This window comes from Lentzea rhizosphaerae, assembly GCF_042649515.1.
Classification (GTDB): Bacteria; Actinomycetota; Actinomycetes; order Mycobacteriales; family Pseudonocardiaceae; genus Lentzea; species Lentzea aerocolonigenes.
Window position 1 is genome coordinate 258,813 of record NZ_JBHRZI010000004.1, and the last position, 24,415, is coordinate 283,227.

Annotated in this window: 27 protein-coding genes; 6 read left to right on the forward strand and 21 right to left on the reverse strand. The window is 68.6% G+C overall.

Annotated features, from left to right (window positions below):
* Position 1: 1 nt before the first annotated feature.
* The 13 genes from ACFOWZ_RS02750 to ACFOWZ_RS02810 form a co-directional block, all read right to left on the reverse strand.
* On the reverse strand, positions 2–262 hold the full coding sequence (locus tag ACFOWZ_RS02750; RefSeq protein WP_382368068.1) for a hypothetical protein: 261 nt from the start codon (positions 260–262) through the stop codon (positions 2–4).
* Between the two features lie 287 nt (positions 263–549).
* Positions 550–876 (reverse strand): GntR family transcriptional regulator, encoded by a 327-nt coding sequence (locus ACFOWZ_RS02755; protein WP_030470201.1) that lies wholly within the window; start codon positions 874–876, stop codon positions 550–552.
* 99 nt (positions 877–975) lie between these two features.
* Positions 976–1,287, reverse strand: coding sequence for a hypothetical protein (locus ACFOWZ_RS02760; RefSeq protein WP_382368071.1), 312 nt, complete (start codon positions 1,285–1,287; stop codon positions 976–978).
* 20 nt (positions 1,288–1,307) lie between these two features.
* Entirely contained in the window at positions 1,308–2,624 is a 1,317-nt protein-coding gene (locus ACFOWZ_RS02765) for a nickel/cobalt transporter (RefSeq protein WP_382368074.1), read from the reverse strand.
* Positions 2,621–3,646 carry a tetratricopeptide repeat protein gene (locus tag ACFOWZ_RS02770; RefSeq protein WP_382368077.1) on the reverse strand — a complete coding sequence of 342 codons (1,026 nt, stop codon included), beginning with the start codon at positions 3,644–3,646 and terminating at the stop codon, positions 2,621–2,623. The genes ACFOWZ_RS02765 and ACFOWZ_RS02770 overlap by 4 nt, the downstream gene beginning before the upstream one ends.
* Positions 3,647–3,662: 16 nt before the next feature.
* Positions 3,663–5,072: a DUF4331 domain-containing protein gene (locus ACFOWZ_RS02775; protein WP_382368080.1), complete on the reverse strand. Its 1,410-nt coding sequence runs from the start codon at positions 5,070–5,072 to the stop codon at positions 3,663–3,665.
* 69 nt (positions 5,073–5,141) lie between these two features.
* Positions 5,142–5,510 carry a 3-aminobutyryl-CoA ammonia lyase gene (gene kal, locus ACFOWZ_RS02780; protein WP_382368083.1) on the reverse strand — a complete coding sequence of 123 codons (369 nt, stop codon included), beginning with the start codon at positions 5,508–5,510 and terminating at the stop codon, positions 5,142–5,144.
* Positions 5,511–5,536: 26 nt separating this feature from the next.
* Positions 5,537–6,292 (reverse strand): lysine 5,6-aminomutase subunit beta, encoded by a 756-nt coding sequence (kamE, locus tag ACFOWZ_RS02785; protein WP_382368086.1) that lies wholly within the window; start codon positions 6,290–6,292, stop codon positions 5,537–5,539.
* The gene (kamD, locus tag ACFOWZ_RS02790) at positions 6,285–7,862 is read right to left on the reverse strand and encodes a lysine 5,6-aminomutase subunit alpha (protein WP_382368089.1); all 1,578 of its coding nucleotides are present in this window, start codon (positions 7,860–7,862) and stop codon (positions 6,285–6,287) included. The genes kamE and kamD overlap by 8 nt, the downstream gene beginning before the upstream one ends.
* 3 nt (positions 7,863–7,865) lie before the next feature.
* Positions 7,866–9,413, reverse strand: coding sequence for an amidohydrolase (locus ACFOWZ_RS02795; protein ID WP_382368295.1), 1,548 nt, complete (start codon positions 9,411–9,413; stop codon positions 7,866–7,868).
* Positions 9,406–10,416, reverse strand: a complete 1,011-nt coding sequence (gene kdd, locus ACFOWZ_RS02800; RefSeq protein ID WP_382368092.1) for an L-erythro-3,5-diaminohexanoate dehydrogenase — start codon at positions 10,414–10,416, stop codon at positions 9,406–9,408. Before kdd ends, ACFOWZ_RS02795 begins: the two co-directional genes overlap by 8 nt.
* Positions 10,417–10,566: 150 nt before the next feature.
* Positions 10,567–12,069, reverse strand: coding sequence for an alpha-amylase family protein (locus ACFOWZ_RS02805; protein WP_382368095.1), 1,503 nt, complete (start codon positions 12,067–12,069; stop codon positions 10,567–10,569).
* Entirely contained in the window at positions 12,066–13,025 is a 960-nt protein-coding gene (locus ACFOWZ_RS02810; RefSeq protein WP_382368098.1) for a TIGR03885 family FMN-dependent LLM class oxidoreductase, read from the reverse strand. The genes ACFOWZ_RS02805 and ACFOWZ_RS02810 overlap by 4 nt, the downstream gene beginning before the upstream one ends.
* A 174-nt stretch (positions 13,026–13,199) precedes the next feature.
* Between ACFOWZ_RS02810 and ACFOWZ_RS02815 the strand changes: the two genes are divergently transcribed.
* Positions 13,200–13,523: an SsgA family sporulation/cell division regulator gene (locus ACFOWZ_RS02815; RefSeq protein ID WP_382368298.1), complete on the forward strand. Its 324-nt coding sequence runs from the start codon at positions 13,200–13,202 to the stop codon at positions 13,521–13,523.
* On the opposite strand, the gene ACFOWZ_RS02820 is transcribed toward ACFOWZ_RS02815, so the two are convergent.
* Positions 13,520–14,080, reverse strand: coding sequence for a GNAT family N-acetyltransferase (locus ACFOWZ_RS02820; protein WP_382368101.1), 561 nt, complete (start codon positions 14,078–14,080; stop codon positions 13,520–13,522). The genes ACFOWZ_RS02815 and ACFOWZ_RS02820 overlap by 4 nt on opposite strands.
* Complete coding sequence (locus ACFOWZ_RS02825; protein ID WP_030470215.1) at positions 14,077–14,541, reverse strand: FxsA family protein; 465 nt, start codon at positions 14,539–14,541, stop codon at positions 14,077–14,079. The genes ACFOWZ_RS02820 and ACFOWZ_RS02825 overlap by 4 nt, the downstream gene beginning before the upstream one ends.
* Before the next feature lie 130 nt (positions 14,542–14,671).
* Here ACFOWZ_RS02825 and ACFOWZ_RS02830 point away from each other — a divergent pair, with 130 nt between their 5' ends.
* Positions 14,672–16,060 (forward strand): KamA family radical SAM protein, encoded by a 1,389-nt coding sequence (locus tag ACFOWZ_RS02830; RefSeq protein ID WP_382368105.1) that lies wholly within the window; start codon positions 14,672–14,674, stop codon positions 16,058–16,060.
* Positions 16,061–16,121: 61 nt separating this feature from the next.
* On the opposite strand, the gene arsM is transcribed toward ACFOWZ_RS02830, so the two are convergent.
* Positions 16,122–17,015 (reverse strand): arsenite methyltransferase, encoded by an 894-nt coding sequence (arsM, locus tag ACFOWZ_RS02835; RefSeq protein ID WP_382368108.1) that lies wholly within the window; start codon positions 17,013–17,015, stop codon positions 16,122–16,124.
* A 79-nt stretch (positions 17,016–17,094) separates the two neighbouring features.
* On the opposite strand from arsM, the gene ACFOWZ_RS02840 reads away from it, so the two are divergent.
* Positions 17,095–17,442 carry an ArsR/SmtB family transcription factor gene (locus tag ACFOWZ_RS02840; RefSeq protein WP_086666148.1) on the forward strand — a complete coding sequence of 116 codons (348 nt, stop codon included), beginning with the start codon at positions 17,095–17,097 and terminating at the stop codon, positions 17,440–17,442.
* Here ACFOWZ_RS02840 and ACFOWZ_RS02845 read toward each other — a convergent pair.
* The 3 genes from ACFOWZ_RS02845 to ACFOWZ_RS02855 form a co-directional block, all read right to left on the reverse strand.
* A complete protein-coding gene (locus ACFOWZ_RS02845) occupies positions 17,432–18,406 on the reverse strand; it encodes an ArsO family NAD(P)H-dependent flavin-containing monooxygenase (protein ID WP_382368111.1) in 975 nt (324 codons plus the stop codon). The two genes, ACFOWZ_RS02840 and ACFOWZ_RS02845, sit on opposite strands and share 11 nt — an antisense overlap.
* Positions 18,393–19,466 (reverse strand): ACR3 family arsenite efflux transporter, encoded by a 1,074-nt coding sequence (gene arsB / locus ACFOWZ_RS02850; protein ID WP_382368114.1) that lies wholly within the window; start codon positions 19,464–19,466, stop codon positions 18,393–18,395. Before arsB ends, ACFOWZ_RS02845 begins: the two co-directional genes overlap by 14 nt.
* 66 nt (positions 19,467–19,532) lie before the next feature.
* Positions 19,533–19,862: an ArsR/SmtB family transcription factor gene (locus ACFOWZ_RS02855; protein ID WP_382368117.1), complete on the reverse strand. Its 330-nt coding sequence runs from the start codon at positions 19,860–19,862 to the stop codon at positions 19,533–19,535.
* A gap of 87 nt (positions 19,863–19,949) precedes the next feature.
* Between ACFOWZ_RS02855 and ACFOWZ_RS02860 the strand changes: the two genes are divergently transcribed.
* Positions 19,950–20,351, forward strand: a complete 402-nt coding sequence (locus tag ACFOWZ_RS02860; RefSeq protein WP_382368120.1) for an arsenate reductase ArsC — start codon at positions 19,950–19,952, stop codon at positions 20,349–20,351.
* Positions 20,352–20,456: 105 nt separating this feature from the next.
* Here ACFOWZ_RS02860 and ACFOWZ_RS02865 read toward each other — a convergent pair whose 3' ends face one another.
* Positions 20,457–21,788 (reverse strand): FAD-dependent oxidoreductase, encoded by a 1,332-nt coding sequence (locus ACFOWZ_RS02865; protein ID WP_382368123.1) that lies wholly within the window; start codon positions 21,786–21,788, stop codon positions 20,457–20,459.
* A gap of 99 nt (positions 21,789–21,887) precedes the next feature.
* On the opposite strand from ACFOWZ_RS02865, the gene ACFOWZ_RS02870 reads away from it, so the two are divergent.
* Both ACFOWZ_RS02870 and ACFOWZ_RS02875 read left to right on the forward strand, forming a co-directional pair.
* The gene (locus ACFOWZ_RS02870; RefSeq protein WP_382368126.1) at positions 21,888–22,724 is read left to right on the forward strand and encodes a helix-turn-helix domain-containing GNAT family N-acetyltransferase; all 837 of its coding nucleotides are present in this window, start codon (positions 21,888–21,890) and stop codon (positions 22,722–22,724) included.
* A gap of 55 nt (positions 22,725–22,779) precedes the next feature.
* A complete protein-coding gene (locus tag ACFOWZ_RS02875; protein ID WP_382368129.1) occupies positions 22,780–23,796 on the forward strand; it encodes a flavin-containing monooxygenase in 1,017 nt (338 codons plus the stop codon).
* Positions 23,797–23,803: 7 nt separating this feature from the next.
* Here ACFOWZ_RS02875 and ACFOWZ_RS02880 read toward each other — a convergent pair whose 3' ends face one another.
* On the reverse strand, positions 23,804–24,310 hold the full coding sequence (locus ACFOWZ_RS02880; protein ID WP_382368132.1) for a DinB family protein: 507 nt from the start codon (positions 24,308–24,310) through the stop codon (positions 23,804–23,806).
* Positions 24,311–24,415 lie beyond the last annotated feature (105 nt).

Genomic DNA, 24,415 nt, shown 5'->3' on the forward strand with positions numbered 1-24,415 from the left:
GTCAGCCGTCCTTGATCTGCTCCAGCCGGCTCAGTGCGGAGTTCGCCGCCGACACCGCGTCCGTCAGCTCCTCCGACGAACGGACCAGCAGCTGCTCCTGGCCGTGGTCCAGAGCGTCCAGACAGTGGGCGCTGCGCTGTTTCCCGAGTTCGACGTAACGACTCCAGTGCTGCTGGGCGACGGCGTCGGGGATGCGGAAGTACCGTTCCGCGTCCCGCGCGATCTGCCCGAACTCCGCGCAGGTGGGCCGCAGCGGCGACACGTCGACCGTGCCGGTGCCGCGGCTGGAAACGGGCCACGCACTCGTCGTACGCGGGTGTCTGCTGGAGCAGCACCAGCTGAACCTGCAGGATGCTCCCGTCCGGATCGGCGCCGCCGGCCAGCAGGCACGCCATGCCGTCCGAACCCGAGATGCCGGCCAGGACGTCGCGCATCATCGAGCCGCTCGCCACGACCAGCAGCACGAACCGCACGGTGGTGCCCGCGCCGATCAGCCGTTCGTCCACGCGTCGTGGCACCGCTGGTTCGGGGGCGAAACACCCCAATGGCTCAGGTGCGCAGCGCGGCGCGGACGATCTCGATGGCCTCGTGCGACGAAAGACCCAGTTCCGCGGACATCGCCGCGTACTGGGCCGCCGCCGCACGAACGCGCTCGCGGTTGTTGTCCCCGTTCGCGCTCACCACGGTCCCCGCCCGGCCCCGCGTTTCGACGAGGCCGGCCTCCTCCAGCTCACGGTAGGCGCGCGCCACCGTGTTGACGGCCAGACCCAGGTCTTTCGCCAGTGCGCGCACGGTAGGCAGTTTGGCGCCCACCGGCAGTTCTCGGTTCGAGATCGCGTGCGCGTAATGCACCCGCACCTGCTCGTACGGAGGCATGTCCCCGTGGTGGTCGATCTTCACTGCGTCCCGTCCTCCCCGACGTGTAACTACCTCTGTATTGACCAACGGAGGAGTGCGGCGGAGGTTGCGGTCGAATCAGCGGAGATTGGTCTGGTCCGCACCCATCTGCACGTAGAGCTTGCGCCAGCCCTGGTCAGCCTCGGTGGCGGCTTTCCCGTCACAGTAGGGCTTCGCGCCGTTCGTCGTGTAGTAGCGGAGGATGGACAACGAGACGACGGTGTCCCAGTTCCCTTCATCGAAGTACTCCTCCCCCGGTGTCTGCTCCTGGTGTCTCATGCACGCGATGTCGCCCTGCTGTTCGTCGTCGAACTGGGCGGTAGCCCCGCTTTGCGACGAGCAGGCGGTCAACGCGAGTGCCGCGAACACGAACACGATCAGCTTCTTCATGGTTCCCTCTTTCTTCTCCACTAACCGGCCAGCGCACGCGTGGCCAGACCGACTCCGACGAGCATCACCAGCGCCGCCGTGCCCAGCGGCGAGAAGTCCGCGAACCTGCGGAAGCGGGCCAGACGTGGCCCGAAGCGGTCCCGCAGCGAGACCAGCACCAGGCCGGCCGCGGTCAGCGTCGCCGCCATGCCCAGGCCGTAGGCGAGCACCAGCACCACGCCGAACCACGTGCGGCCCAGTGCGATCGCGCCCAGCAGGACGACCAGCGCGGACGGCGACGGCACCAGGCCGCCCGCGACTCCCATTCCGACGAGCCCCGCCCGGCGGTGCCCATGACCATGACCGTGGCCGTGTCCATGACCGTGCCCATGACCATGCCCGTGGTCGTGCCGCTTCCGGCCACGGGAACGCACCGCCGAGCGGAGCAGCACTCCTCCGATCACCGCGACCAGCAGACCGCTCGCCACGCCGAGCCAGCGCAGAACTGACTCGCCGGCGATCACGCTGGACACGCTGAGCAGCAGCCCCAGCACCAGAACACCCGCCGTGTGGGTGATGGTGACCGTGGCTCCGACGAGGAGTGCGTCGCGGCGGGTACCCCTCGAACCCGCCAGGTAGGCGGCCATCACGGTCTTGCCGTGGCCGGGCAGCGCGGCATGAGACGCGCCCAGCACCAGAGACAGCAGGACCGCACCGATTCCGACCACCGGGGTGAGATCACCCACCAGTCCGACGGCCGCCTTCGTGGCTTCTCCCAGTGCGCCGGGCGGGACCACGACGGTGCCCTCACCCGGTTGAGCGACGAACCGGACCGCCCGCACGTCGAGCGGTGACGACAGCAGGTCGTCCGGGTAGGTGCGCAGCTCGTTGCTGACCGACTCCGACGGCGCGCCCGACACCGTCATGTCGACGCCGACGACGGTGATCTCCCGCCAGCCCGGCTTGTCCTTGAGGTAGGAGTCGCTGAACGTCACCTCGACCTCGCCGCGCACCGGCAGCAGGGCGGTGTACTCGCAGGTCAGCCGCATCGTGGGCAGACCGGCCTCACCGGGCGGGCGCACGACGTCGGCGTCGCGCACCTCGAACCGCAGCGCCTGCTCGTCGGCCATGGCGTTCAACGACTTCGAACGTTCGGTGCACCGCTTGCGGGCGTCGACGAAGTCCCGGTCCTGCAGGGTCGGGATCTCCGCGCTGTCCACGACGGACCGCAGTTCGATCCGCTCGGGGAACACCCGCAGGCCGTCGTAGTGGTTGACGCTGAGGTTGCTCAACGGGTGCGCCTGCGCGACACCGCCCATCAGCAGCATTCCGAACACCACCAGCAAGAACACCCTCATCGCAGGCTCCCCAGGATCGCCTCGCGGTGCCGCAGGACCTCCGGGTCCCGCCACCCGAGCGCGACCGCCTTGTCCGAGTACGGCAACGCTTCCGCGGATCGTTTGTTGACGTGCAGCGCCCACGCCATCGCGTCGGCGGTGAAGACGCTCTGCCGTTTCGCCCACTCCTTCTCCGCGAACCGCAACGCCTCCGCGGGGTCGCCGTGATCGGCGGCGATCAGGGCGGCGGTGAGGTCGTCACCGCCCAACGCGCGCAACTGCTGCAACGCGAGGTCGTACTGCGCCCGCGCTTCCTGCGGCTTGCCCGCCTTGTCCAGAGCCTTGCCGTACTTCACGAGGTGCTCCGGCGAAGGCGCCTTCGCCACCAGTGCGCGGTAGGTCTCCAGAGTGCCGGTCCGACCCTCCAGCTCGTCCAGGTGGAGGCGGCAGAACTCGGCCTCGTCCGGTGAGGTGGCGGACTCCAGCGCCCGCTGCATCGCCCCGCGCGCCTCGTCCAGACGGCCGTGCAGCTCGAAGTGGTAGGCGGCGCGGGTGAACGACGCGACACCGGGCCGCAGGTCGAGCATGCGTTGCAGCGCAACGGAAGCACCGGCGTCGTCACCGAGCTGCGTCAGTGCGTCGACCAGGACGCCCTGGGCCTGCGCCGAGTCCGGCAAAGCGGTCACCGCGCGCTGACCCCAGTCACGGGCGGCCGCGAAGTCGTGCTTGGCGTTGGCGAGCGCACCACGGCCGATGAACGCCTCACCATTGCTCTCGGGCTTGAGCCGCAACGACTCGGTGAGCGCGCGCTCGGCGCGTGTGTAGTGCTGGGGATCGAACGTGACGCGGGCGAGCTCGACGTGCGTGGCGCCGAGCTGAGCCCAGGCCGCGGCGTCGTTCGGGGTCCGGCGGAGCTTGGCCTGCAACGACTCCGCGTTGCGCTGCAGGGAAGAAGTCTGCGTGGCGGCGGGGGTCGCCGCCTGCGGCCAGGCGCAGGCGGCAACAGCCAGAACGGCTGCCAGCAGCGGAATGGTTTTCCACATGTCAGCCACCCTCAACTCAGTTGGAGTTGACCGCTCTGTTGCTCGGCAGTCCGACGTACGGGAACTTGTCTCCGAAGCGGACGTTGTTCTTGTCCACCTTGTCGCCCTTGGCGAGCGCCGGCACGAGCTTGCCGGTCAGCGCCGCGCCCTCCACGGCCTGGATCTCGATGTCGACCACGTCGTCGGTGAGCCTGCGACCGTTCGGGAAGCCCTGCAGGTCACCGCCGAGCACGCCGAGCCGGTTCGGTTCCTTCGTGACCGGCGTGGACATGTTGAGCCGCAACATCTCCGACGGCTGGAACCTCTTCGGATCCACGTCGGCGTTGTTCAGCTGCGAGTTGAGATCGGCCTTGATCGGGCCGCCCGCCTTCGTGGTGATCCCGGTCAGGAAGATCTCCACCAGGTCGGCTCGCGGCGTCTTCGGCGCCGGGATGCCGTAGATCTGCTGGATCAGCCGGGCCAGCTCCGGGTCGTTCACCCGGTCCAGCAACGCCTGCACCTTCGCGTCACCAACGGGTTCGAGCCCGTTGAACGCGTCCTTGACGGCCGCAGAGGACACCACCTCGTTGACCAGCGGGTTGCCCAGCCTCGACACCTGCACGAAGTTGCCCTGCGGGGTCGCCTTGCCGGGGTCGAGCTTCAGGGTGCGCTTCTCGGTGTCGCTCCACACGCCGATCACCGGGTTGCGCTTCGGGTCGCCCTTCAGCGCGAGCACGGTCTTCGGCAGCTGGAGGGCTATGGTGTTGACGTTGTAGCCCGTCAACGTGTCCTGGTTGACCTCCTTGAGGTTTCCGCCGTAGAGGAGGTCGAACACCCGCAGGTCCAGGAAGAACGAGTCCTCCGACGGTCCGACGTAGACCTGGCCGCCTCCGGGGATCTTCGCGGTCGCCTGGTCCCTGATCGCCGCGAAGTTCGGGAACGATGCGGGTCCGGTGTTCGATGGCGCCGCACGTCCGTTGCGCACCAACGGCGTGGTTTTGTTGCCCTCGACCAGTTCGAGGTCGTAGTTCTGGCGGAACAACAGGTTGTCGTCGTTGATCGAGGTGACGGGCCCGTTGTTGTAGAGGAAGGTCTTGGTGCCGCGCCGGTCGTCGGTCTTGAACGTGAACCGGAAGGTCTTGTCCGGCACCGCGTCGCCGTCGGCGTCGATGTTGAGGTCGTAGCGGGCGTCCGTGGCCCACGGGTAGAAGTTGGGGCCACCGTTGGGTTCCTGCAGCCCGAACCAGTTCGCGACGAGCGTGACGGTGTCAGGTCTGTCGGGACTGGTGAAGGCGTACACGTCGGTGTTGTCGACGGCGGGGTCCGCCGCGATCAGCGGTGCCTCGCGGTGGCTCGACGCCTGCGCCGCCGGTATCGCCGCCGCCGTCGCGATGACGGCCGCGGCGATCGCACCCCGGCGTAATCGCTGTTTGTTGCCAGTTGGCATTGTCCTGCTCCCTTCCAACAGCCAGGGATTCGGAGCAGGACGCCCGCCGGTTCGGTCGAGATTTTGTTGTTACTCAGCGGCTTTCGGCGCGACGACGGTGCCGCGGGCCCGCGTTACGACGATCGGCTCAGCGAGCACGTCCGCCGCGGAAGGACCGCGTTCGGGCGCCGAACGGCACACCACACGTGCCTCGAACTCGATCTCACGCGACCGCTTCCCGATGCGGACCAGCGTCGCCGTCGCCTCGACGACGTCACCGGCCTGGATCGGCGCCGCGAACTCGACGGAGCTGTACCCCGCGAACAGCCCTTCGTCGGAGTCCGTGTGGATGAGCATCTCGGTGGCGACGTCACCGAACATGCCGAGCCCGTAGGCGCCGTCGACCAGATTGCCTCCGTAGTGCGCGTGCGAGTGCGGCACGTAACGCCGGTGCGTCACGGAAAAACCTTCGACCAAAGCCCCGCTCACGCGGCGACCCCCTTCTTCTCCTGCATCGCGTGCACCAGGTAGCTCGCGACCTCACCCGGCGTGGTACCCCGGGAGAAAACCCGATCAACGCCCAGTTCGGCGGCCATCAGCGGGTCGAACCGCGGCCCGCCCGCGACCAGCAGCGGGCGCTTGTCCCCCATCGCCTCGCGGAACGCCGCGGACATCTCCTGCGTGTTGAGGATGTGCGCGTCCCGCTGCGTCACGACCTGGGAGATCAGCACCGCGTCGGCCTTCTCCGCGCGAGCGCTGCGGACCAGTTCGGGGACGGAGACCTGCGCACCGAGGTTCACGACCTTGAGCTCGCGGTAGTACTCCAGACCTTTCTCCCCCGCGAAGCCCTTGATGTTGAGGATCGCGTCGATGCCGACGGTGTGAGCGTCGGTGCCGATGCAGCCGCCAACGACAACAAGCTTGCGCCGCAACACCTTCTTGAGCGTGGTGTTCACTTCGGACGGTGACAGCAGCGGGTACTCGCGCTCGACGACCTTGACCTCGTCCAGGTCCACGATGTGCTTGACCGAGCCGTAGACGACGAAGAACGTGAAGTCGTCGCCGATGGGGTTCGAGTGGACCACCATCGCGGGGTCCATGCCCATCTTGTTCGCGAGCTGCTGCGCCGCGCCGTCCGCCTTGGGGCCGTGCGGAATCGGCAGGGTGAACGACGTCTGGATCATGCCGTCACCGGTGGTGTCGCCGTACGGCCTCACGTACCTGCTCTGTGATTCAGTCATTTCGGCTCTGGGCCTCCAGCATCTCGCTCGCCGGGTTGAAGTACGCCTCTGCCTTCTCGATGACTCCGTCCGCGCCCTTGCCCTTGTCCGCAGGGCGTTTCATGAGGCCGAACGTGCCGTCCGCGATCGCGTTGAGCAGACCGTCGTCCACGATCCGCTCGAGCAGGTCCACCGCCTCACCGAGCACCTGGTGCGCGCGCTTGACGATGAGCCCGTCCGGCGCGGGCCGGAAGTCCTCCGCGAGGCTGCCCGCCGCGTTGAGCACGTACCGCACGTTCTGCAGGGCGAGGTCGCGGTCGGACAGGAACGGCGTCACGACGGCCTCGGTCATCATGCCGACGAGCAGGATGGACTGTCCTGTCAGGACACCCGCGAGGTTGAAGAACCCGTCCAGCAGGTAGCCGTTGAAGACGTCGCCGGTCATGTGCTTGGTCGGCGGCATCCACTTGAGCGGCGCGTCGGGGAACAGTTCGCGGGCGAGGAGCGCGTGCGCGAGCTCCAGCCGGAACGAGTCCGGCACCTTCGGGTTGATCTCGAAGGCGTGCCCGAGGCCCAGCAGGTGGTCGGGCAGTCCCGCCTCGTGGGCGAAGTGCTCGTTGAGGAGCTGGGAGACCGTGACGGTGTGCGCGGCGTCGACGGCGTCCGCGGTGGTGAGGTAGTTGTCCTCGCCGGTGTTGATGATGATGCCGGCCCGCGCGTGGACCTGGCGGGAGAACCGCTGGTCGACGAACGTGCGAATCGGGTTGATGTCGCGGAACAGGATGCCGTACATCGAGTCGTTCAACATCATGTCGAGCCTCTGCAGGCCCGCCAGCACCGCGATCTCCGGCATGCACAGCCCGGACGCGTAGTTGGTCAGCCGCACGTACCGGCCGACCTCCTTCGACACGTCGTCGAGCGCCGCCCGCATGATCCGGAAGTTCTCCTGCGTGGCGTACGTGCCCGCGAACCCGTGGTGCGTGGCGCCTTCGGGCACGTAGTCGAGGAGTGACTGGCCGGTCGAGCGGATCACCGCGATGATGTCCGCGCCCGCCCGTGCCGCGTTCTGGGCCTGGACCACGTCCTCGTCGATGTCGCCGGTCGCGACGATGAGGTAGATCCACGGCCGTTGCGCGGGGTCACCGAGCTTCGCGACCAGCTTGTCGCGCTGGACCCGGTTGCGGTCGACGGTCTTGAGCCCCTTGGAGATGGCGGACGTGGCGGCTTTCTTGGCCGCCGTGAGGTCCTTCTTCTCGGGGATCCTGAACTGGATCTGACCGGCCGCCGTGGCCTCCGCGAGCTCCGTGAGCGTGCCGAGGTTGTGCTCCTTGAGCGCGTGGAACGCCGGAAGCACCACCCCGTGCTCCAGCCCGCACTGCTCGCGGACGGTGTCGATCACGCGGTTGACCCACGGCACGTCACCGGCGCGGTGCGTGGAGTCCGCACCGGTGATGCCAGCCAGGCGAAGTGTGGCGCGCTCGACGGCAACGGTGGTGTGCGCCTTCGCGATGGACACCACCGGTTCGGCCGCCCGCGCGGCGAGTTTCCGCGCGGTGGCGACCACCTTCGGGTCGAGGTCGAGCAACGCCATGAGTCACTTCCTCTCGTAAATGGTCCGGCCGTTCAGCACGGTCCGCACGCAGACGGGCGCGGGACCGGTGAGATCAGGCAGTCCGGGCACACCGGAACGCGGGTCGAGCGACCATCGCTGCACCCGCGAGTCACTGCCCGCCACCACCAGATCGCCGGTCTCCCACACGGCGTACGTCGCGGGCGCACCCGGCTGAAGCGTGCCGGTCAGCCCGTCGTCCACCCCTGCAGCACGCCAGCCACCACGGGTGTGCGCGGTGAAAGCGGCACGAGGTGACACCCCGAAGCCCTCGGTCTTGTGGTGCACACCCGCCTTGACCGCGGCCCACGGGTCGATCGCGGTCACCGGCGCGTCCGAGCCGAACGCCAGCACCACGCCCGCCGCCGCGAGACGGGAAAAGGGGTTCAGCCCCACTCCGCGTTCGTCACCGAGGCGCTGGACGTACATGCCGGTGGGGCCGCCCCACTCCGCGTCGAACAACGGTTGGACGGAGGCGATGACGCCCCACCCGGCGAGTTTGCGGGCCTGGTCCTCGGACACCATCTCGACGTGTTCGAGGCGGTGTCGGGCGCTCGCGAGGGCCGGGGCGCCGAGCACCTTCTCGGCCCGCTCGAAGCCGTCGACGACCGCGGCCATGCCGGCGTCGCCGATGACGTGGAACCCCGCCTGCACACCCAGCTCGGTGCACTTGACCAGGTGGTCCGCGATCTGCTGACCGTCCAGGTAGAGCGCGCCGCACGTGTCCGCGTCGGCGTAGGGCTCGACCAGCGCGGCCGTGCGGGAGCCGATCGCGCCGTCGACGAAGTGGTCGCCGGCGAGGCCGCGCACCTCGACGCCGGGCAGCTCGTGGGCGCCCCAGTAGGCGACGACCTCGGGGCCCTCGTCCAACGCGAGGAGCTCGCGCAGGTCGTCCTCGCCGGAGATGTCCGGTCCGGCGCACTCGTGCACGGACGCGATGCCCATCGACGCGGCGTGACGCAAGAACGCCCGTTGGGCAGCTTGGCGTTGTTCGGGCGTGATGGCCGCTTTCGCCGTGCCGCGCACGTAGTGGTGGGCGGCACGCGAGAGAGGGCCTTGGTCCGAGAACCCGTCGGCCTCACGGACGTCGTCAGCGATCAGGTCCGACGACACGAGCGCGGAGTGCACGTCGATGCGCGACAGGTAGACCGTCTTGCCCTGCGCGGCCGCGTCGATCTCGGCACGCGTCGGAGGACGGTTCTCCGGCCAGCGCGTCTCGTCCCAGCCGTGCCCCCACACCAGAGGGCCTTCCGCCTCGCGCACCTGCTGGAGCAGTTCGTCCACAGAGGACGTCTTCGTCAGGTCGAGGCCGGTCAGGAGCAGCCCGGCGCTCGTGGCGTGCACGTGGGCGTCGACGAACGCGGGCGCGACAAACGCCCCGTTGAGCTCGACGACCTCCGCATCGGGGTGCAGCGCACGACCTACGGAGTCCTGTCCGATCCAGACGACGACGCCGTCCGTGACGGCCATGGCCGTCGCATCCGGTGCGTAGATGCGGCCGCCGACCAAAAGTTGCGTACTCACGTCACGCAGTCTGCCGTTGCTCGAACAGCGCCCGCACACCCGCCTGCGTCCGGAGCAGGTCCAACGCGAACTGGGCGTGACCGGGCACATAGCCGTTGCCGACCAGCATCTCCACGTCCGCGGCCAGCCCCTCGGCCCCGAGTGCCGCGGCGCTGAACGACGTGGCCATGGAGAAGAAGATCACCGTGCCACCGTCCGCCGTAGCGAGGATGGCGCCGTGCTCACACCCCGGCACGTCCACACACACGACCGTGACATCGACCTGCTTGCCCACCGCCTCGGCAACGGCGACGGGGTTGCGCGCGTCCGCGATCACGACCTCGTCCGCGAGACCGGACTTCCGGACCTGCTCGGCCTCCTTCTCCGTCGGCACGAGAGCGACAAGACGTTGCGCACCCGCCTGACGTGCCGCCGCGAGAGAGAGCGACCCAGACTTACCCCCACCGCCAAGAACGAGCACATCAGCACCAGGGTGCTTGCGCACGACACGGTCAGTCAGCGCCGGTGCACCACACACGTCCAGAACAGAGAGCGCCAGCTCGTTGGACATGTCATCAGGCAACACGGCCGCGATGGACCGCCCGAACAACACCGCCGTCCCCCGGCACGGCACCTGCTCGTCCTCGCCGCTCCAGTCCTGCAGCCCGTCGTTGATCTTCAACGGCGTCAGCGTGAGGCTGACCAGCGTCGCGATCCGGTCGCCGGCCTTCAGCCCGAGCGGCGACTCCGGCCCCACCTCCAGCACGGTGCCGAGCAACATGCCGCCCGACCCTGTGACGGGATTCTGCATCTTCCCGCGCTCGCCGACGATGTCCAGCACGGCCTGCCGCACCGCGTCCCCGCTGCCGTGCGCCTCCCTGAGCTGCCGGAACGAGGCCGCGTCCAGGTTGAGCCGCTCGACCGCGACGATCACCTCGTCGGCAGCGGGGACGGGTTCCGCGTCCAGCCGCCACGCCTGCTGGGGCAGCACACCCCTGGGCTCGAGGACGCGGTGCAGTCCGTACGCGCTCACCTGAAAATCCTTCGGTCGACGACGCTGTCTCGACAATATCTTCACGTGAAGCGCTAAGAAACCGCAAGCATCACTTGACGATCCTGGTCACGACGCTGCGGGCGTGTCGGGAACCGGCATGTTCGTTTGTCGCCCAACGGCACGCTTTCGCTACGTCAGGCGGAACCACCGGCAGTCGTACGGCGCGAGATCGATCTTGGCACCGGACTTCGCCGGCCGCACCTTCCCGCCGGTCAGCAGGTCCGTGAGCACTCCCTCCCCCGGCACCCGCACGGTGATGTCCTGGTTCGCGAAGTTGTGCACGACGATCACCGTGCCGCCGTCGCAGTCGGCGCGGTGGGCGAACACCTTCGGGTCGCCGACGTCGAGCACCTGAAAGTCGCCCCACGCCAGCTCCGGGCACTCGCGGTAGAGCTGGACGAGCCTGCGCACGTACACCAGCAGCGACTCGGGGTCGTGGCGCTGCACCTTCTCGGCTTCCCAGTCCATCGGCACGCGCACCGCGAGCCGGCCTTCCAGCGACAGGTCCTCCACCAGGCCCAGCTCCTCGCCGTAGAACAGCACCGGCGTGCCGGGGAGCGTGAAGAGCAGGCTGTAAACCATGCGGATCCGGCGCTGGTCGCCTTTGAGCATGCTCGGCAGCCGCCGGCGCAGGCCGCGGCCGTAGAGCTGCATCGACGGGTCCGGGCCGAACGCGTCGAAGACCTCCTGGCGCTCGTCCTCCGGCAGCTTGTCCAGCGTCAGCTCGTCGTGGTTGCGGACGAACGTCGCCCAGTGGCCGTCGCGGGGCGGTTGCGGGCGTTCCTGCAGCGCCTTGGCCAGCGGGCCGCTCGACTGCCGCGCCAGGGCCAGGTACATCGCCTGCATGCCGATGAAGTCGAAGCACATCGTCAGCTCGTCGCCCACGCCCTGGCCGTAGTAGGCCATGGTGTCCTTGTACGGCAGGTTCACCTCGCCCAGCAGCACGCCTTCGCCGTTGCGGCGGTTGAGGAACGCCCGCAGGTCGGTGAGGTAGTCGTGCGGGTCGGGCAACGACAGCGCGTCAGCGGCGTCGTTGTGCTCCAGCAGGAACGGGACGGCGTCGACGCGGAAACCGCTCAGCCCCAGCTCCATCCAGAAGCCCATGATGCGCGCGATCTCGTCGCGGACCTCGGGGTTGGACACGTTCAGGTCGGGCTGGTGCTTGTAGAAGCGGTGCAGGTAGTACTTCCCGACCTCCTCCGAGTACTCCCAGAGCGAGTTCTCCTTGTCCGGGAAGGTGACCCCCTGCGGGCCGTCGGTCTGCGGCTCGTCGGCCCAGACGTACCAGTCGCGCTTGTCCGGGTCGTGGAACCACGGGTGCTGGTCGGACGTGTGGTTCACGACGAGGTCGGCGATGACGCGCATGCCGCGGTCGCGGGCCGCGCGCACGAACTCCACGAAGTCGCCGAGCGAGCCCAGGCGCGGGTCGACGGCGTAGAAGTCGGTGATGTCGTAGCCGTCGTCGCGTTCGGGCGTCGGATAGAACGGCATCAGCCACACACACGTGACGCCCAGCGAGTGGAGGTGGTCGATGCGTTCGGTGGCGCCGCGGAAACCGTTGTCGGAGAACGTTTCCACGTCCAGGCAGTAGAGGACGGCGTTCTTCCACCAGACGTCAGACGTGCGGATCACTTCGTCACCTCCGGAAGGACGTGCTCGCCGAACGCGTCGATGAACGGCATCAGGTCTTGGCCCACGTGGTGCAGGTAGATCTCCTCGAAGCCCATCGAGGCGTACTGGAACAGCTGCTCGGCGTGCCACTTCAGGTCGGCGGACACGTCGACGACCTCGGCGACCTCCGACGGCGTGACGTGCTCGGCGACGACGTCGAAGTGCTCCGCCAGCTCCAGGTCCCAGCAGACTGGTGGACGGAACACGTTGGTGCGCCACTGCTCGTGTGCGATCGCGAGAGCAGAGTCGTCGTCTTCCGCCCAACTCAGATGCACCTGCAGATGGAGCTTGCCCCTGCCGCCGGCGTCCCGGTAGGCGTCCGCGACCTCGCGCAACCGGGCGGGCGGCGCGTTGACGGTGATCAGCCCGTCGGCCCACTCGGCGCACCACCTGGCGGTCTGGGGGCTCACGGCGGCGCCGACCAGCAGCGGCACCTCGTCCGGCAACGTCCAGAGCCGGGCGCGGTCGACGGTGACCAGACCGTCGTGGCTGACCTCCTCGCCGGCGAGCAGCGCGCGGATGACGTCCACGCACTCGCGCAACCGGGCCGTGCGGACGTCCTTGCGCGGCCAGCCGTCGCCGGTGATGTGCTCGTTGCTCGCCTCACCGGTGCCGAGCGCGGCCCAGAACCGGCCAGGGAACATCGCGGCGAGGGTGCCGATCGCCTGGGCGCTGATCGCCGGGTGGTAGCGCTGGCCGGGGGCCGTGACCACGCCGAACGGCAGCGCGGTGGCCTGCAGTGCAGCGCCCAGCCACGACCAGGCGAACCCGGAGTGGCCCTGACGCGAACTCCACGGTGAGAAGTGGTCGGAGCTCATCGCCGCGCCGAACCCGGCCTCCTCGGCCCTGCGGACGGCGGAGAGCAGGCCGGCGGGGTGTATCTGCTCGTGTGATGCGTGGATGCCGTAGACCGTCATGCGACTTCAGGTACCCAAAGAAGAAGTTCGAGAAAGCTTTGAACCGATCCGAGACAGCGTCCGTGTGGAATGCAGCACCCTCACTGCGGAGGAGGAACGACGATGTTCAACGAGACTCGTGTCGGCACCGTGACCGTCGTTGAGTTCGTTCGGCCGGACGGCTCCCTCGAGCCTATGAACGTCGACCTCCAATACCGCTCAGACGATCCGCACGCAGTGACGTTGCGCTTTCAGGCACGTGACCAGGAGTCAACCTGGCTGGTCGGGCGGGAGTTGCTCGCGGACGGCCTGCTGGCGCCGACCGGCCTCGGGGACGTGCGGCTGCGGCCGGAGGGCGGGGACGTGCTCGTGCTGGAGCTCTTCACCGAGGACTCGCACGCCGTGTTCCACATGTCGGCCGAGGATCTGGACCGGTTCCTGGAGTCCACGTACGCCGCGGTGCCTGCCGGGCGTGAGGTCGTCGACTTCGAGCTGCTGCTGAAGGACCTCCTCGCCTAGAGGCGCAGTCCCAGGACGAGCTTCTCCGCGGAGTCGACCACGCGGAAACCGAGGTGTTCCCAGAAGCCGATCGCGTGTGTGTTGTGGTGGCGTACGTGCACGTGGACGCCCTTCTCGAGACGTTCCAGCACGGTCCGTACGAGCGCACCGCCGAACCCCTTGCCCTTCGCGCGTGGCAGCAAGTTGGCGTGCATGTGCGCCGGGTAGTCGCGCGCGAGCATGAGGTCGACCTTCGACGGCTGGTGGATCAGCTGCACGGCCCGGTTCGCCTTCGACGTCAGCGGATAGCGAACCCGCAGGTCAGGCCACCAGTCGCGGTCGCAGCGATCTTCGAACGCCTCGGTGTCGGACGCCGCGATCGCGTACCCGCAGATCCCGAGGTCGTCCTCCACGACGAACGCCAGGTCCGGCTCGAACGCGACGTACGGACCGACGTGGACGTGCCCGAGCACGCGCGGGTCGTCGAACAGGTGACGCGCGCCGAGGCCACCGTTGCCGGTGTCGAGGCAGATGTCGTAGAGCGCGTCCAGGTCAGCGGGCCGGTACGCGCGGATCACGTCAGTTCGCGCCGCTCGGTGACGACCACCGGACCGGCGTCGACGTCGATCACTTCGCCCTCGACGACCTGGCCGCGCCCGAAGCGGCGTTCGTGCTCGAACTTGAGCGCCGCCGCCTCGGCCTTGCGCGCGATCCGGCGGCTCACGAGCTTGCGCGTGGGCGGGAAGAGCAGGAACAACGCCGCCACGTCGCTGATGAAGCCCGGCACCATGATCAACGCACCGGCCGCGGCGATGAGCACGCCGTCGGCCATCTCCTGGTGCGGCTGCTGACGCCTCCACACGGCCTCGGAGAACGCGGCCATCGTCTGCGCGCCCTGCCTGCGCACCAGCGACAGGCCGACGAGGGTGCCGGCCAGGAGCAACGCGATCGTCCAGAGGCCGCCGATGGCGTTGCCGACGGCGATCATGACCGCGATCTCGGCGAACATCCCGAGCAGCAGCAGCGCGAAGAGGGGCATGCCTGTTGAACGCACGACGGCCCCCAAATGCTCCCGACCAGGCCTCCACCAGGCGTTGATCTGAAATATTTACGGCGGGCTAGCGGTATGACAGGATATCTTTACGCGACCTCGACGCTGAGGAGTACGGATGACTGCGCTGCACGACGCCACCACGGCGCTGGAGCGGCTGGACCGCCAGCCGTACACGTATGTCCGCAGGGAGCTGGTCGAACCCGACTGGCGACGCTTCCCCGGCTGGGCGCACGTGACCGAAGCGCAGTGGCGCGACGCCCAGTGGCAGCGGGTGAACTGCGTGAAGAACGTCAAGCAACTCCGCAAGGTCGCGGGTGACCTGCTGACCGACAAGTTCTACGACGACCTCGCCGCGGACCAGGAGAAGTTCGCGACGATGTCGATGCTGATCCCGCCGCAGATGTTCAACACGATGGCGGTCGACGCGGCACTGACGCCCGACGAGTTCACCGAGGCCTTCCTGGCCGACCCGGTGCGCCGCTACATGCTGCCGGTCTCCTCCGACCGCGACCCGCGCTGGCCGTCGCACCCGCACTCCCAGCGCGACTCGCTGCACGAGGCCGAGATGTGGGTCGTCGAGGGGTTGACCCACCGCTACCCGACCAAGGTCCTGGCCGAGATGGTCTCGACCTGCCCGCAGTACTGCGGCCACTGCACCCGCATGGACCTCGTCGGCAACTCCACGCCGTTGATCGACAAGCACAAGCTCTCGCTCAAGCCGGTCGACCGCCAGGACCAGATGATCGAGTACCTGAAGAAGACCCCGGGCGTCCGCGACGTGGTCGTCTCAGGCGGCGACGTCGCGAACGTGCCCTGGCCGCAGCTGGAGTCGTTCCTCATGCGACTCCTGGACATCGAAACGGTCCGCGACATCCGTCTGGCCACCAAGGCCCTGGCCGGCCTCCCCCAGCACTGGATCCAGCCCCGAGTGGTCGAGGGCCTGGAGCGCGTCGCCCGCACAGCCTCCCGCCGTGGCGTCAACCTCGCGATCCACACGCACGTGAACCACGCACAGTCCGTGACGCCCCTCGTGGCCGAGGCAGCGCGCACCGCCCTGGAAGTCGGTGTGCGGGACGTGCGCAACCAGGGCGTGCTGATGAAGGGCGTCAACGCGACGCCGGACGACCTGCTCGATCTTTGCTTTGCGCTGCAAGGGGAAGCGAACATCCTCCCCTACTACTTCTACATGTGCGACATGATCCCCAACGCGGAGCACTGGAGGGTGTCCGTCTGGGAAGCGCAGGAGCTGCAGCACGCGATCATGGGCTACCTGCCCGGGTACGCGACGCCGCGGATCGTGTGCGACGTGCCGTACGTCGGGAAGCGGTGGGTGCACCAGCTCGAAGGCTATGACCGTGAGCTGGGCATTTCGTACTGGACCAAGAACTACCGCACCGGGATCGAACTCGAGGACCCGGAGGCGCTGGACCGCCGCTACCCCTACTACGACCCGATCTCCATCCTCGGCGAGACCGGCCAGAAGTGGTGGGCCGATCAGACCTGACGGGTCACGATGGGGCCGTTTTCGGGACAACTTCCGACGACGGCCCCAACGGCATGCAAGATCACTGGCAACCGCATCCGGCCTCCGACTTCGCCTCAGCCACCGTGAGGTTCGAGTCGACCGCCTGCTCACCAGGCGTGCAGCAGGCGTTGACGCCACAGCAGGAGTCTCCGCTCGGCGCCGAACCAGTTGCGCTGACCAGCTCGATGTCGAGCGGCTTCACCGCGCGGACGATCGCCGAGTGCATACCGTCGGCTGCCTCGAACGTCGGGGTGATCTCGATGTTGGCGAAGCCGGCAGCTTCGAGGCCTTCCCGGTACTCGGTGAAGGTGAGCGCGCCGGCGATGCAGCTGACGTAGGAGCCGCGTTCGGCTCGCTCGGCGGGCGTGAGGTGGTCGTCGGCGACGACGTCGGAGATGCCGAGCCGACCACCGGGACGCAGGACGCGGAACGTTTCGGCGAACACGGCGGGCTTGTCGACGGAGAGGTTGATGACGCAGTTGGAGATCACGACGTCGATGGTGTTGCCGGGCAACGGGATGGCTTCGATGTTGCCCTTGAGGAACTCGACGTTGGTGGCGCCGGCCTTGGCCGCGTTGGACAGGGCGAGCGCGAGCATCTCGTCGGTCATGTCCAGGCCGTAGGCCTTGCCGGTGGGGCCGACACGGCGGGCGGAGAGCAGGACGTCGATGCCGCCGCCGGAGCCCAGGTCCAGCACTCGCTCGCCCTCGCGCAGTTCGGCGACGGCGATGGGGTTGCCGCAGCCGAGCGATGCCGCCACCGCTTCGGCGGGCAGTTCGTCGCGCTGGGCCGCCGGGTAGAGCGTGGCGCCGAAGGTCTCGTCGACCTCCGCTGCCTGCGGTCCGCAGCAGCCGCCTCCGCCCTGGGTGACGGCGGTCGCGGCTGCGGCGTAGCGGGCGCGGACGGTCTCGCGCAGGTCGGTCTGCTCACTCATGAGAGGTCTACCTCCAGGCTGTATTGAAGTCTGTCTATGCAGTGTTGCGCAGAGCCCGAAGTGCCGTCAATATTGAAATATGTCGAAGCAAGAGTCGGGCTGCTGCGAGCCGCTGTCGGAAGAGCCGTTGGCCGCGGAACAGGCGGCTGAGCTGTCGGCGATGTTCAAGGCGCTCGGCGACCCGGTGCGCTTGCGGCTGCTGTCGATGATCGCGTCACGTACCGAGGGCGGGGTCTGCGTCTGCGAGCTGACGCCTGCGTTCGAGCTGTCGCAGCCGACGATCTCGCACCACCTGAAGCTGCTGCGTCAGGCGGGTCTGGTCGACTGCGAGCGCCGGGGCACGTGGGTCTACTACTGGGTGCGCCCGGAGACCACTGACCGCATGGCCGCGATGCTGAGCAGCGTGCGCCAGCCCGTCACGGCCTGATCGACGCGGTGATCTTCGCGACCGTCGCTTTCGCGGTCGGCCCAACGCCGATCAGGGTCGCGGAGGCAGGGCCGGTCCACCCGCCGTAGCCGAGCAGGTGCAGGCGCGGCTCGTCCACGGCGGTCGTGCCGTCGACGGCGACGCGGCCTTCGGTGTCACGGAGTCGCAGCGGAGCCAGGTGGCTCAGCGCTGGCCGGAATCCAGTGCACCACACCACGGCGTCGGCCCTGGACAAGGCTGCAAGATCCATTGGTACGGCCCCGAGCAGGCCGTTGTCACGGGCTTCGCGGACGGTCGGGACGGCCACGATGTCGCCGAGCTCGCTGACGCTGCCGTGCCGGGTGGCGATGTCGAACAGCGCCTTGCCGTCGATCTCGTCCGGCATGTAGCGCGGTGGCCGTCGGGTCATCCAGGTCAGGTCGGTGTGCGGCACGAGGTCTGCGGCGATCTGGGCGCCGGAGTTGCCGCCGCCGACCACGACGACCTTCTGGCCGGCGAACTGGAGCGGGTCGCGGTAGTCGACGGTGTGCAGTTGGCGGCTCGGCAGGTCCAGCAACGGCCGGAACGGTCGCCACCAGGTGCCGGTCGCGCTGATGACGTGTCGCGCCGTCCAGGTTCCGGAGTCGGTGTGCACCAGCAGCCGGTCACCGTCGCGGGTCACCGAGGCCACGTGGACGGGCCGTTGGACGGGGATGTCGTAGCGCTTCTCGTAGGCGGTTAGGTAGTCGACCACATGCTGCGCCGTCGGGTATCCGTCCGCAAAGGACGGCATGGGCCAGCCGGGCAGCGAGCTGTGGCGGGCGACGGAGAACAGGCGCAGCGAGGTCCACGTGAGCGGCCACGCGCCGCCCGGCACTGGCTGCGCGTCGAGCACCACGTGGTCGATGCCTGCGCGGCGCAGGTAGAAGGCGGCGGCCAGCCCTGCCTGGCCACCGCCGATCACGACGACGTCAGAGCTGAGCACGTGCTGCCCATCGGCGGCGGAGCCACAGGCTGACGTAGACGAGTGCGACGAGCACCGGGACTTCGATCAACGGTCCGACGACACCGGCGAGCGCTTGGCCGGAGGTCACGCCGAACACGCCGATCGCGACGGCGATGGCGAGCTCGAAGTTGTTGCCCGCCGCGGTGAACGCCAGCGTGGTGGTGCGCTCATAGGAGAGTCCGGATGCCTTGCCGAGCGCGTAGGAGCCGGCCCACATGATGGCGAAGTAGACCAGCAGCGGCAGGGCGATCCGGGCGACGTCGAGCGGCCGGTTGGTGATGGTCTCACCCTGCAGGGCGAAGAGGATGACGATCGTGAAGAGCAAGCCGTACAAGGCGATCGGGCCGACGCGCGGCAGGAACTTCGACTCGTACCAGTCCCGACCGCGCGATCGCTCCCCCAGCTTGCGACTGAGGTAGCCGGCCAGCAGCGGGATGCCGAGGAAGATGAGCACGGACTTGGCGATCTCCCAGGCTGAGAAGTCGACGGACGCGGTGTCCAGGCCGAGCCAGCCGGGCAGCAGATCGAGGTAGAACCAGCCGAGCACGCCGAACATGACGACCTGGAACACCGAGTTGAGCGCGACCAGCACCGCGGCGGCTTCGCGGTCGCCGCAGGCGAGGTCGTTCCAGATGATGACCATGGCGATGCAGCGCGCGAGGCCGACGATGATCAGACCGGTGCGGTACTCGGGCAGGTCCGCCAGGAAGATCCAGGCCAGCGCGAACATCAGGGCCGGACCGAGGATCCAGTTCAACACCAAGGAGAGCAGCATCGTGCGGCGGTCGCGGGTGACGGTGTCGAGCCTGTCGTAGCGGACCTTCGCGAGCACCGGGTACATCATCAGCAGCAGGCCCAGCGCGATGGGCAGTGACACCTCGCCGATCTTGACCGCGTCCAGCACGCCCTGCAGGCCGGGGACGAACCGGCCGAGCAGCAGGCCGGCGACCATGGCGACGCCGATCCACACCGGCAGCAGCCTGTCCAGGAAGGACAGTCGGTGCAGCACGTCCGGTGCCGCGGTTTCCGTGGTGCTCAACGGGTTCTCCTGGGTGTGGCAGGCGTCGTCATCCGATGACGATCACCGGCGTGAGGTGTTCTCAGATCAGTCGCAGCAGGCACTGGTGTCGCGCAGCGGTCCTCCGGGCGCCAGCACCGCGGCGAGGGCGTCGATGGCGGCGTTGTCGATGCGGTACCAGCTCCAGGTGCCGCGCCGTTCGCGACCGAGCACGCCGGCGTTGACGAGGATCTTGAGGTGGTGGCTCAGCGAGGACTGCGGCATGTCGAACTGGTCGGCGAGGTCGCAGAAGCACGCCTCCTGCCCCTCGGTCCGACGCACCAGGCCGACCAGCTCGACGCGGATCGGATCGCCGAGCGCCTTGAACAGGCGGGCGGCGGTCACCGAGTCGAGCAGCGTCTGGTCCGGGCTCGTCATGGTGATGACCATAGCCGCTTGGATTGACAAAAGTCGATACAGACGGTGTGATCTGCATCGACGAACTTCGATCCGAGGAGAACCGCTGTGTCCAAGACCCCCGAGGTGCTGTTCGTCTGCGTGCACAACGCGGGCCGTTCCCAGATTGCCGCCGCACTGCTGCAGCACTACGGCATGGGCCGCATCGCCGTCCGCTCAGCCGGGTCCGCGCCTGCGGAGAAGGTGAACCCGGCCGCCGCGGAGGCGCTGGCCGAGTGGGGTCTCGACATCACCGCCGAGGTGCCCTCGAAGCTCACGACGGAGGACGTCGAGGCATCCGACGTGGTGATCACGATGGGCTGCGGTGACACCTGCCCGGTGTTCCCCGGCAAGCGCTACCTGGACTGGCAGCTCGACGACCCGGCCGGCCAGGGCATCGACGCCGTGCGGCCGATCCGCGACGAGATCGACCGGCGGGTGCGCGGCCTGGTCACCGAACTGCTCGGCTGACGCGGCGCGCTGGCGGTCGACAACGCCCCAGCTGATGATCTCGATGTGCGCAGGACGATCAGCACGCGGGGCAGTCCGGCGTCAACGCCGGACTGCACCGTTGTTTCAGCGTGCACTGGACGCGAGGCCGATCGTCACGTTGACCGTCTCGGGCGCACTGCAGCATCCGCCGCTGTTCTTCTGCTCCTCGGGAGCGTCGAACACGCCCGCACCGCCGCAGACTCCGGTTTCGGGCAGCACGAGCTCCACCCGCCCCGCCGACTCGTGATCACCTGCAATGGCCGCGACGACGGAACGGACCTGCTCGTAGCCGGTGAGTGCGAGGAACGTCGGTGCGCGGCCGTAGCTCTTCATACCCACCAGGTAAACACCCGGCTCGGGGTGCCGCAGCTCGTTCTCCCCGTGCGGGTAGACGGTGCCGCAGGAGTGGACGTTCGGGTCGATCAACGGTGCGAGCTTCGTCGGCGCCTGCAGCACCGGGTCCAGGTCCAGGCGGATCTCCGACAGCCACGACAGGTCCGGCCGGAACCCGGTCAGCACAACGACTTCGTCGATGCCGTCAACGCGATGGCCGTCGAATGACTCCAGCGTGAGCGTGCCGTCCTCGCCACGCTCGACCGCGGCTGTGCGGAAGCCGGTGACGGTCTCGATGTGCCCGGCCTCGGCCGCCTTCTTCGCCCGCAGCCCCAGCGCGCCACGTGCGGGCAGCTGGTCGGCCTCGCCGCCACCGAACACGTTGCCCACGGCACCACGCCGCAGCAGCCACACGATCTTCGTGCCGGGCTCCTGCTCGGCCAGGTCCGCGAGCGCGACCAGCGCGGTGAGCGCCGAATGCCCGCTGCCCGCAACGGCGATCCGCTTGCCCGCGTAGCGAGCGCGCTCGGTCGCCAGGTCCGGCACCCGGTAGCTGATCTGCGCGGCCGCAGCCTTCTCCCCTGCCGCGGGCAGCCCGTCTCCGCCGAGCGGATTGGGTGATCCCCAGGTCCCAGAAGCGTCGATCACCGCGCGGGCGACGATGCGCTCCTCACCAGCCGCGGTGTGTACGTGCACGGTGAGCGGCTCCTCCTCACGGCCCGCGTCGACAACCCGGTCTCGGCCGCGCCGCGCGACACCGACCACGCGTGCCCCGAACCGCACCCGGTCACCGAGCGCCTCGGCCAGCGGCCTCAGGTAGAGGTCGGCCCACTCCGCGCCGGTCGGGTAGAGGTCGCCGTCCGGGCGCATCCAGCCAGCCGGCACCAGCAGTCGCTGGGCCGCCGGGTCGACCAGCTCGCTCCACCGCGAGAACAGCCGAACGTGGTTCCACTGCGACACGGCTGCACCAGCGCGGTCACCTGCTTCCAGCACGAGCACCTGCTCGCCCCGTTCGACCAGGTGGGCCGCCGCCGACAAACCCGCAGGTCCGGCACCAACAACGACGACTGGCAACTCGCTCACCGCACACCCCTTGTATCGAAGTTTCTCGAATCAATGCCAGGGACTGTATCGACCGGGATCGATTGACGCAACCATCGATTTGCGTCGATACTTCACGACATGACGACCACAGCGGCCTCCCCCGCCGTGCTGCCCACCGACGACGCCGCGACCTACGCGGAGTGGTTCGCGTGCCTGGCCGAGCCGACCCGAGTGCGGCTGCTGCACGCCGTCGCCATCTCGGGCCGCACGATGACCGTGGGCGAGCTGACCGAACTGCTCGGCATCAGCCAGTCCACCTGCTCACACCACGTGCGCAAGCTGGCCGAGGTCGGCTTCGTGCGCGTGCACAAAGAAGGCACCGCCACCCACGTCAGCGTGAACCCCTCGTGCTGCACCGGCCTGCCCCATGCCGCCGACGTCGTCATGGGCGTGCTCGCGCCACGCCCGTGCTGCCCGGAGAACCTGCCGCCCGACGTGACCGTCCGCGCGATGCGCGACGAGGACTGGACCGCCGTGCGTCGCATCTACGCCGAGGGCATCGCCACTGGTGACGCGACGTTCGAAACCGAAGTCCCCCAACGCAGGGCGCTCGACGCCAAGTGGCTGCGCGATCACCGCTGGATCGCCGAGATCGACGGCACGGTCGCGGGCTGGGCGGCGGCCACGCCGGTGTCCACACGGGACTGCTACGCGGGCGTGGCCGAGCACTCCGTCTACGTCGCCGCCGACTTCCGCGGCCGAGGTGTCGGCAAAGCCTTGCTGCGCAAGCTGGTCACCGAGGCCGACGCCGCAGGTCTGTGGACGTTGCAGACCTCGATCTTCCCCGAGAACCGCGCGAGCCTCGCCCTGCACCACTCCGCGGGCTTCCGCACCCTCGGCGTCCGCGAACGCATCGCGCAACACCACGGCGTGTGGCGCGACACCGTCTTCCTCGAACGCCGAGCAACCAACTAGACCCCACCACGCCCAAACCGTCGCCGGACACGGCGACGGCTACTTCGAGGTGCCCATGAACAGCCACGACGCCATCGTCATCGGCGCCGGCCAGTCCGGCCTCGCCGCCGCCCACGCCCTCATCACCCGAGGCCTGCACCCACTCGTGCTCGAAGCCGGAGACGAGCCCGTCGGCTCCTGGCCGCACTACTACGACAGCCTCACGCTGTTCTCCCCCGCCCGCTACAGTGCCCTGCCCGGCCTGCCGTTCCCTGGAGACCCCGAGCGCTACTTGCACCGTGACGAAGTCGTCGACTACCTCCGCAGCTACGCCTCACACCTCGGCGCCGACATCCGCACCGGTCAACACGTCTTAGAAGTCACGCGCGACAACGACTTCAGCGTCACAACCGCGGACGGCACGAACTACACCGCACCGATCGTCATCGCCGCCACCGGAGGCTTCGGCAACCCACACCGACCCGCGCTGCCCGGCCTCGACGACTTCCCCGGCACCGTTCTGCACGCCGCGGAATACCGCTCGCCCGAGCCGTTCCGCGGCCAGCGCGTCATCGTGGTCGGCGCCGGCAACTCCGCCGTCCAGATCGCCGCCGAACTCGCCGAGCACGCCCGCGTCACGCTCGCGACCCGCAAGCCGGTGAAGTTCTCCGCACAACGCCCGTTCGGCCGCGACCTGCACTTCTGGCTCGACCGCACCGGCCTGGACTACCTCCCGATCGGTCCGTGGCTGCCCGACGGCTTCACCACCCCGGTCCTCGACACCGGCCGCTACCGCACCGCCCTCGATCAGAAGCGCCCGGACCGTCGGCCGATGTTCACCGCGCTGGAGGGCTCGAAGGTGATCTGGCCGGACGAGCAGCGCGAGCACGTCGACGCGATCATCCTGGCCACCGGGTACCGCCCGGACCTGCCCTACCTGGGCACGCTGGGCACCGAGCACGACCGCGGCGTCTCGCGCCACCACCGCGGACTCGGCTTCGTCGGCCTGGAATGGCAACGCAGCCTCTCCTCCGCGACCTTGCGAGGCGTCGGACGGGATGCCGTCCACGTGGTGCACAGACTGCTCAGGTGAACTCGGTTCAGATCAGCGAGAGCTGCTCGCGGTGGAAGTCGAAGTGCTGCACCGGGAAGCGGTACAGGTCCTCAACGGTCATGAACTCGCGGAAGAACGGATCCCACCGCGTCGGGTACGGCATCCCCCTCGCGAGGCTGCTGTCGTTCTCCCGATCCAGCCGCCGGTGCAACGCCGCGATGGTGCGGTCGCACAAGACGACCATCGCCCTGCGAGGCATCACGCTTCCGCCGAGCCACGAGCCGACGAAGTTGACCACGTCGAACGGCTTCGTGCCCGCGTTGAGCAGCTTCGCCCAGCCACGACCGAACCACGCCGGCAACCGGGCAACGAGCTTCGCCAGCGCCAGCAGCGCTCGCATGATCAGGAAGCCGAGCAACATGTGGAACAGCAGCTGCCGGTTGGTCCACCGCGTGCCGTCCGAGCGGCGCCGCAGTTCCTCATCCGCAGCACCGTCGAGCAGCACACGAAAGGTCGCCCTCACGCGCTCGAACTCGTCATGAACGGCCGGCATGTCCACAAGCCAATGGTGCGCTCAGAAATCGATGCGCTCAAGCACCCCTGCTTCCGCAGCTGACGTTCCCCGGCGTCACGTCCGGCCCGCGCCCAGTGCACCCGT

Excerpts from the sequence above, each read along its gene's own strand:
- ACFOWZ_RS02755 (WP_030470201.1), bottom strand. The coding sequence starts at position 876 with ATGCCTCCGTACGAGCAGGTGCGGGTGCATTACGCGCACGCGATCTCG.
- ACFOWZ_RS02760 (WP_382368071.1), bottom strand. The coding sequence starts at position 1,287 with ATGAAGAAGCTGATCGTGTTCGTGTTCGCGGCACTCGCGTTGACCGCC.
- ACFOWZ_RS02765 (WP_382368074.1), bottom strand. The coding sequence starts at position 2,624 with ATGAGGGTGTTCTTGCTGGTGGTGTTCGGAATGCTGCTGATGGGCGGT.
- ACFOWZ_RS02770 (WP_382368077.1), bottom strand. The coding sequence starts at position 3,646 with ATGTGGAAAACCATTCCGCTGCTGGCAGCCGTTCTGGCTGTTGCCGCC.
- ACFOWZ_RS02775 (WP_382368080.1), bottom strand. The coding sequence starts at position 5,072 with ATGCCAACTGGCAACAAACAGCGATTACGCCGGGGTGCGATCGCCGCG.
- kamE (WP_382368086.1), bottom strand. The coding sequence starts at position 6,292 with ATGACTGAATCACAGAGCAGGTACGTGAGGCCGTACGGCGACACCACC.
- kamD (WP_382368089.1), bottom strand. The coding sequence starts at position 7,862 with ATGGCGTTGCTCGACCTCGACCCGAAGGTGGTCGCCACCGCGCGGAAA.
- ACFOWZ_RS02810 (WP_382368098.1), bottom strand. The coding sequence starts at position 13,025 with ATGACGGTCTACGGCATCCACGCATCACACGAGCAGATACACCCCGCC.
- ACFOWZ_RS02815 (WP_382368298.1), top strand. The coding sequence starts at position 13,200 with ATGAACGTCGACCTCCAATACCGCTCAGACGATCCGCACGCAGTGACG.
- ACFOWZ_RS02825 (WP_030470215.1), bottom strand. The coding sequence starts at position 14,541 with ATGCCCCTCTTCGCGCTGCTGCTGCTCGGGATGTTCGCCGAGATCGCG.
- ACFOWZ_RS02830 (WP_382368105.1), top strand. The coding sequence starts at position 14,672 with ATGACTGCGCTGCACGACGCCACCACGGCGCTGGAGCGGCTGGACCGC.
- arsM (WP_382368108.1), bottom strand. The coding sequence starts at position 17,015 with ATGAGTGAGCAGACCGACCTGCGCGAGACCGTCCGCGCCCGCTACGCC.
- ACFOWZ_RS02840 (WP_086666148.1), top strand. The coding sequence starts at position 17,095 with ATGTCGAAGCAAGAGTCGGGCTGCTGCGAGCCGCTGTCGGAAGAGCCG.
- ACFOWZ_RS02855 (WP_382368117.1), bottom strand. The coding sequence starts at position 19,862 with ATGACGAGCCCGGACCAGACGCTGCTCGACTCGGTGACCGCCGCCCGC.
- ACFOWZ_RS02870 (WP_382368126.1), top strand. The coding sequence starts at position 21,888 with ATGACGACCACAGCGGCCTCCCCCGCCGTGCTGCCCACCGACGACGCC.
- ACFOWZ_RS02875 (WP_382368129.1), top strand. The coding sequence starts at position 22,780 with ATGAACAGCCACGACGCCATCGTCATCGGCGCCGGCCAGTCCGGCCTC.
- ACFOWZ_RS02880 (WP_382368132.1), bottom strand. The coding sequence starts at position 24,310 with ATGCCGGCCGTTCATGACGAGTTCGAGCGCGTGAGGGCGACCTTTCGT.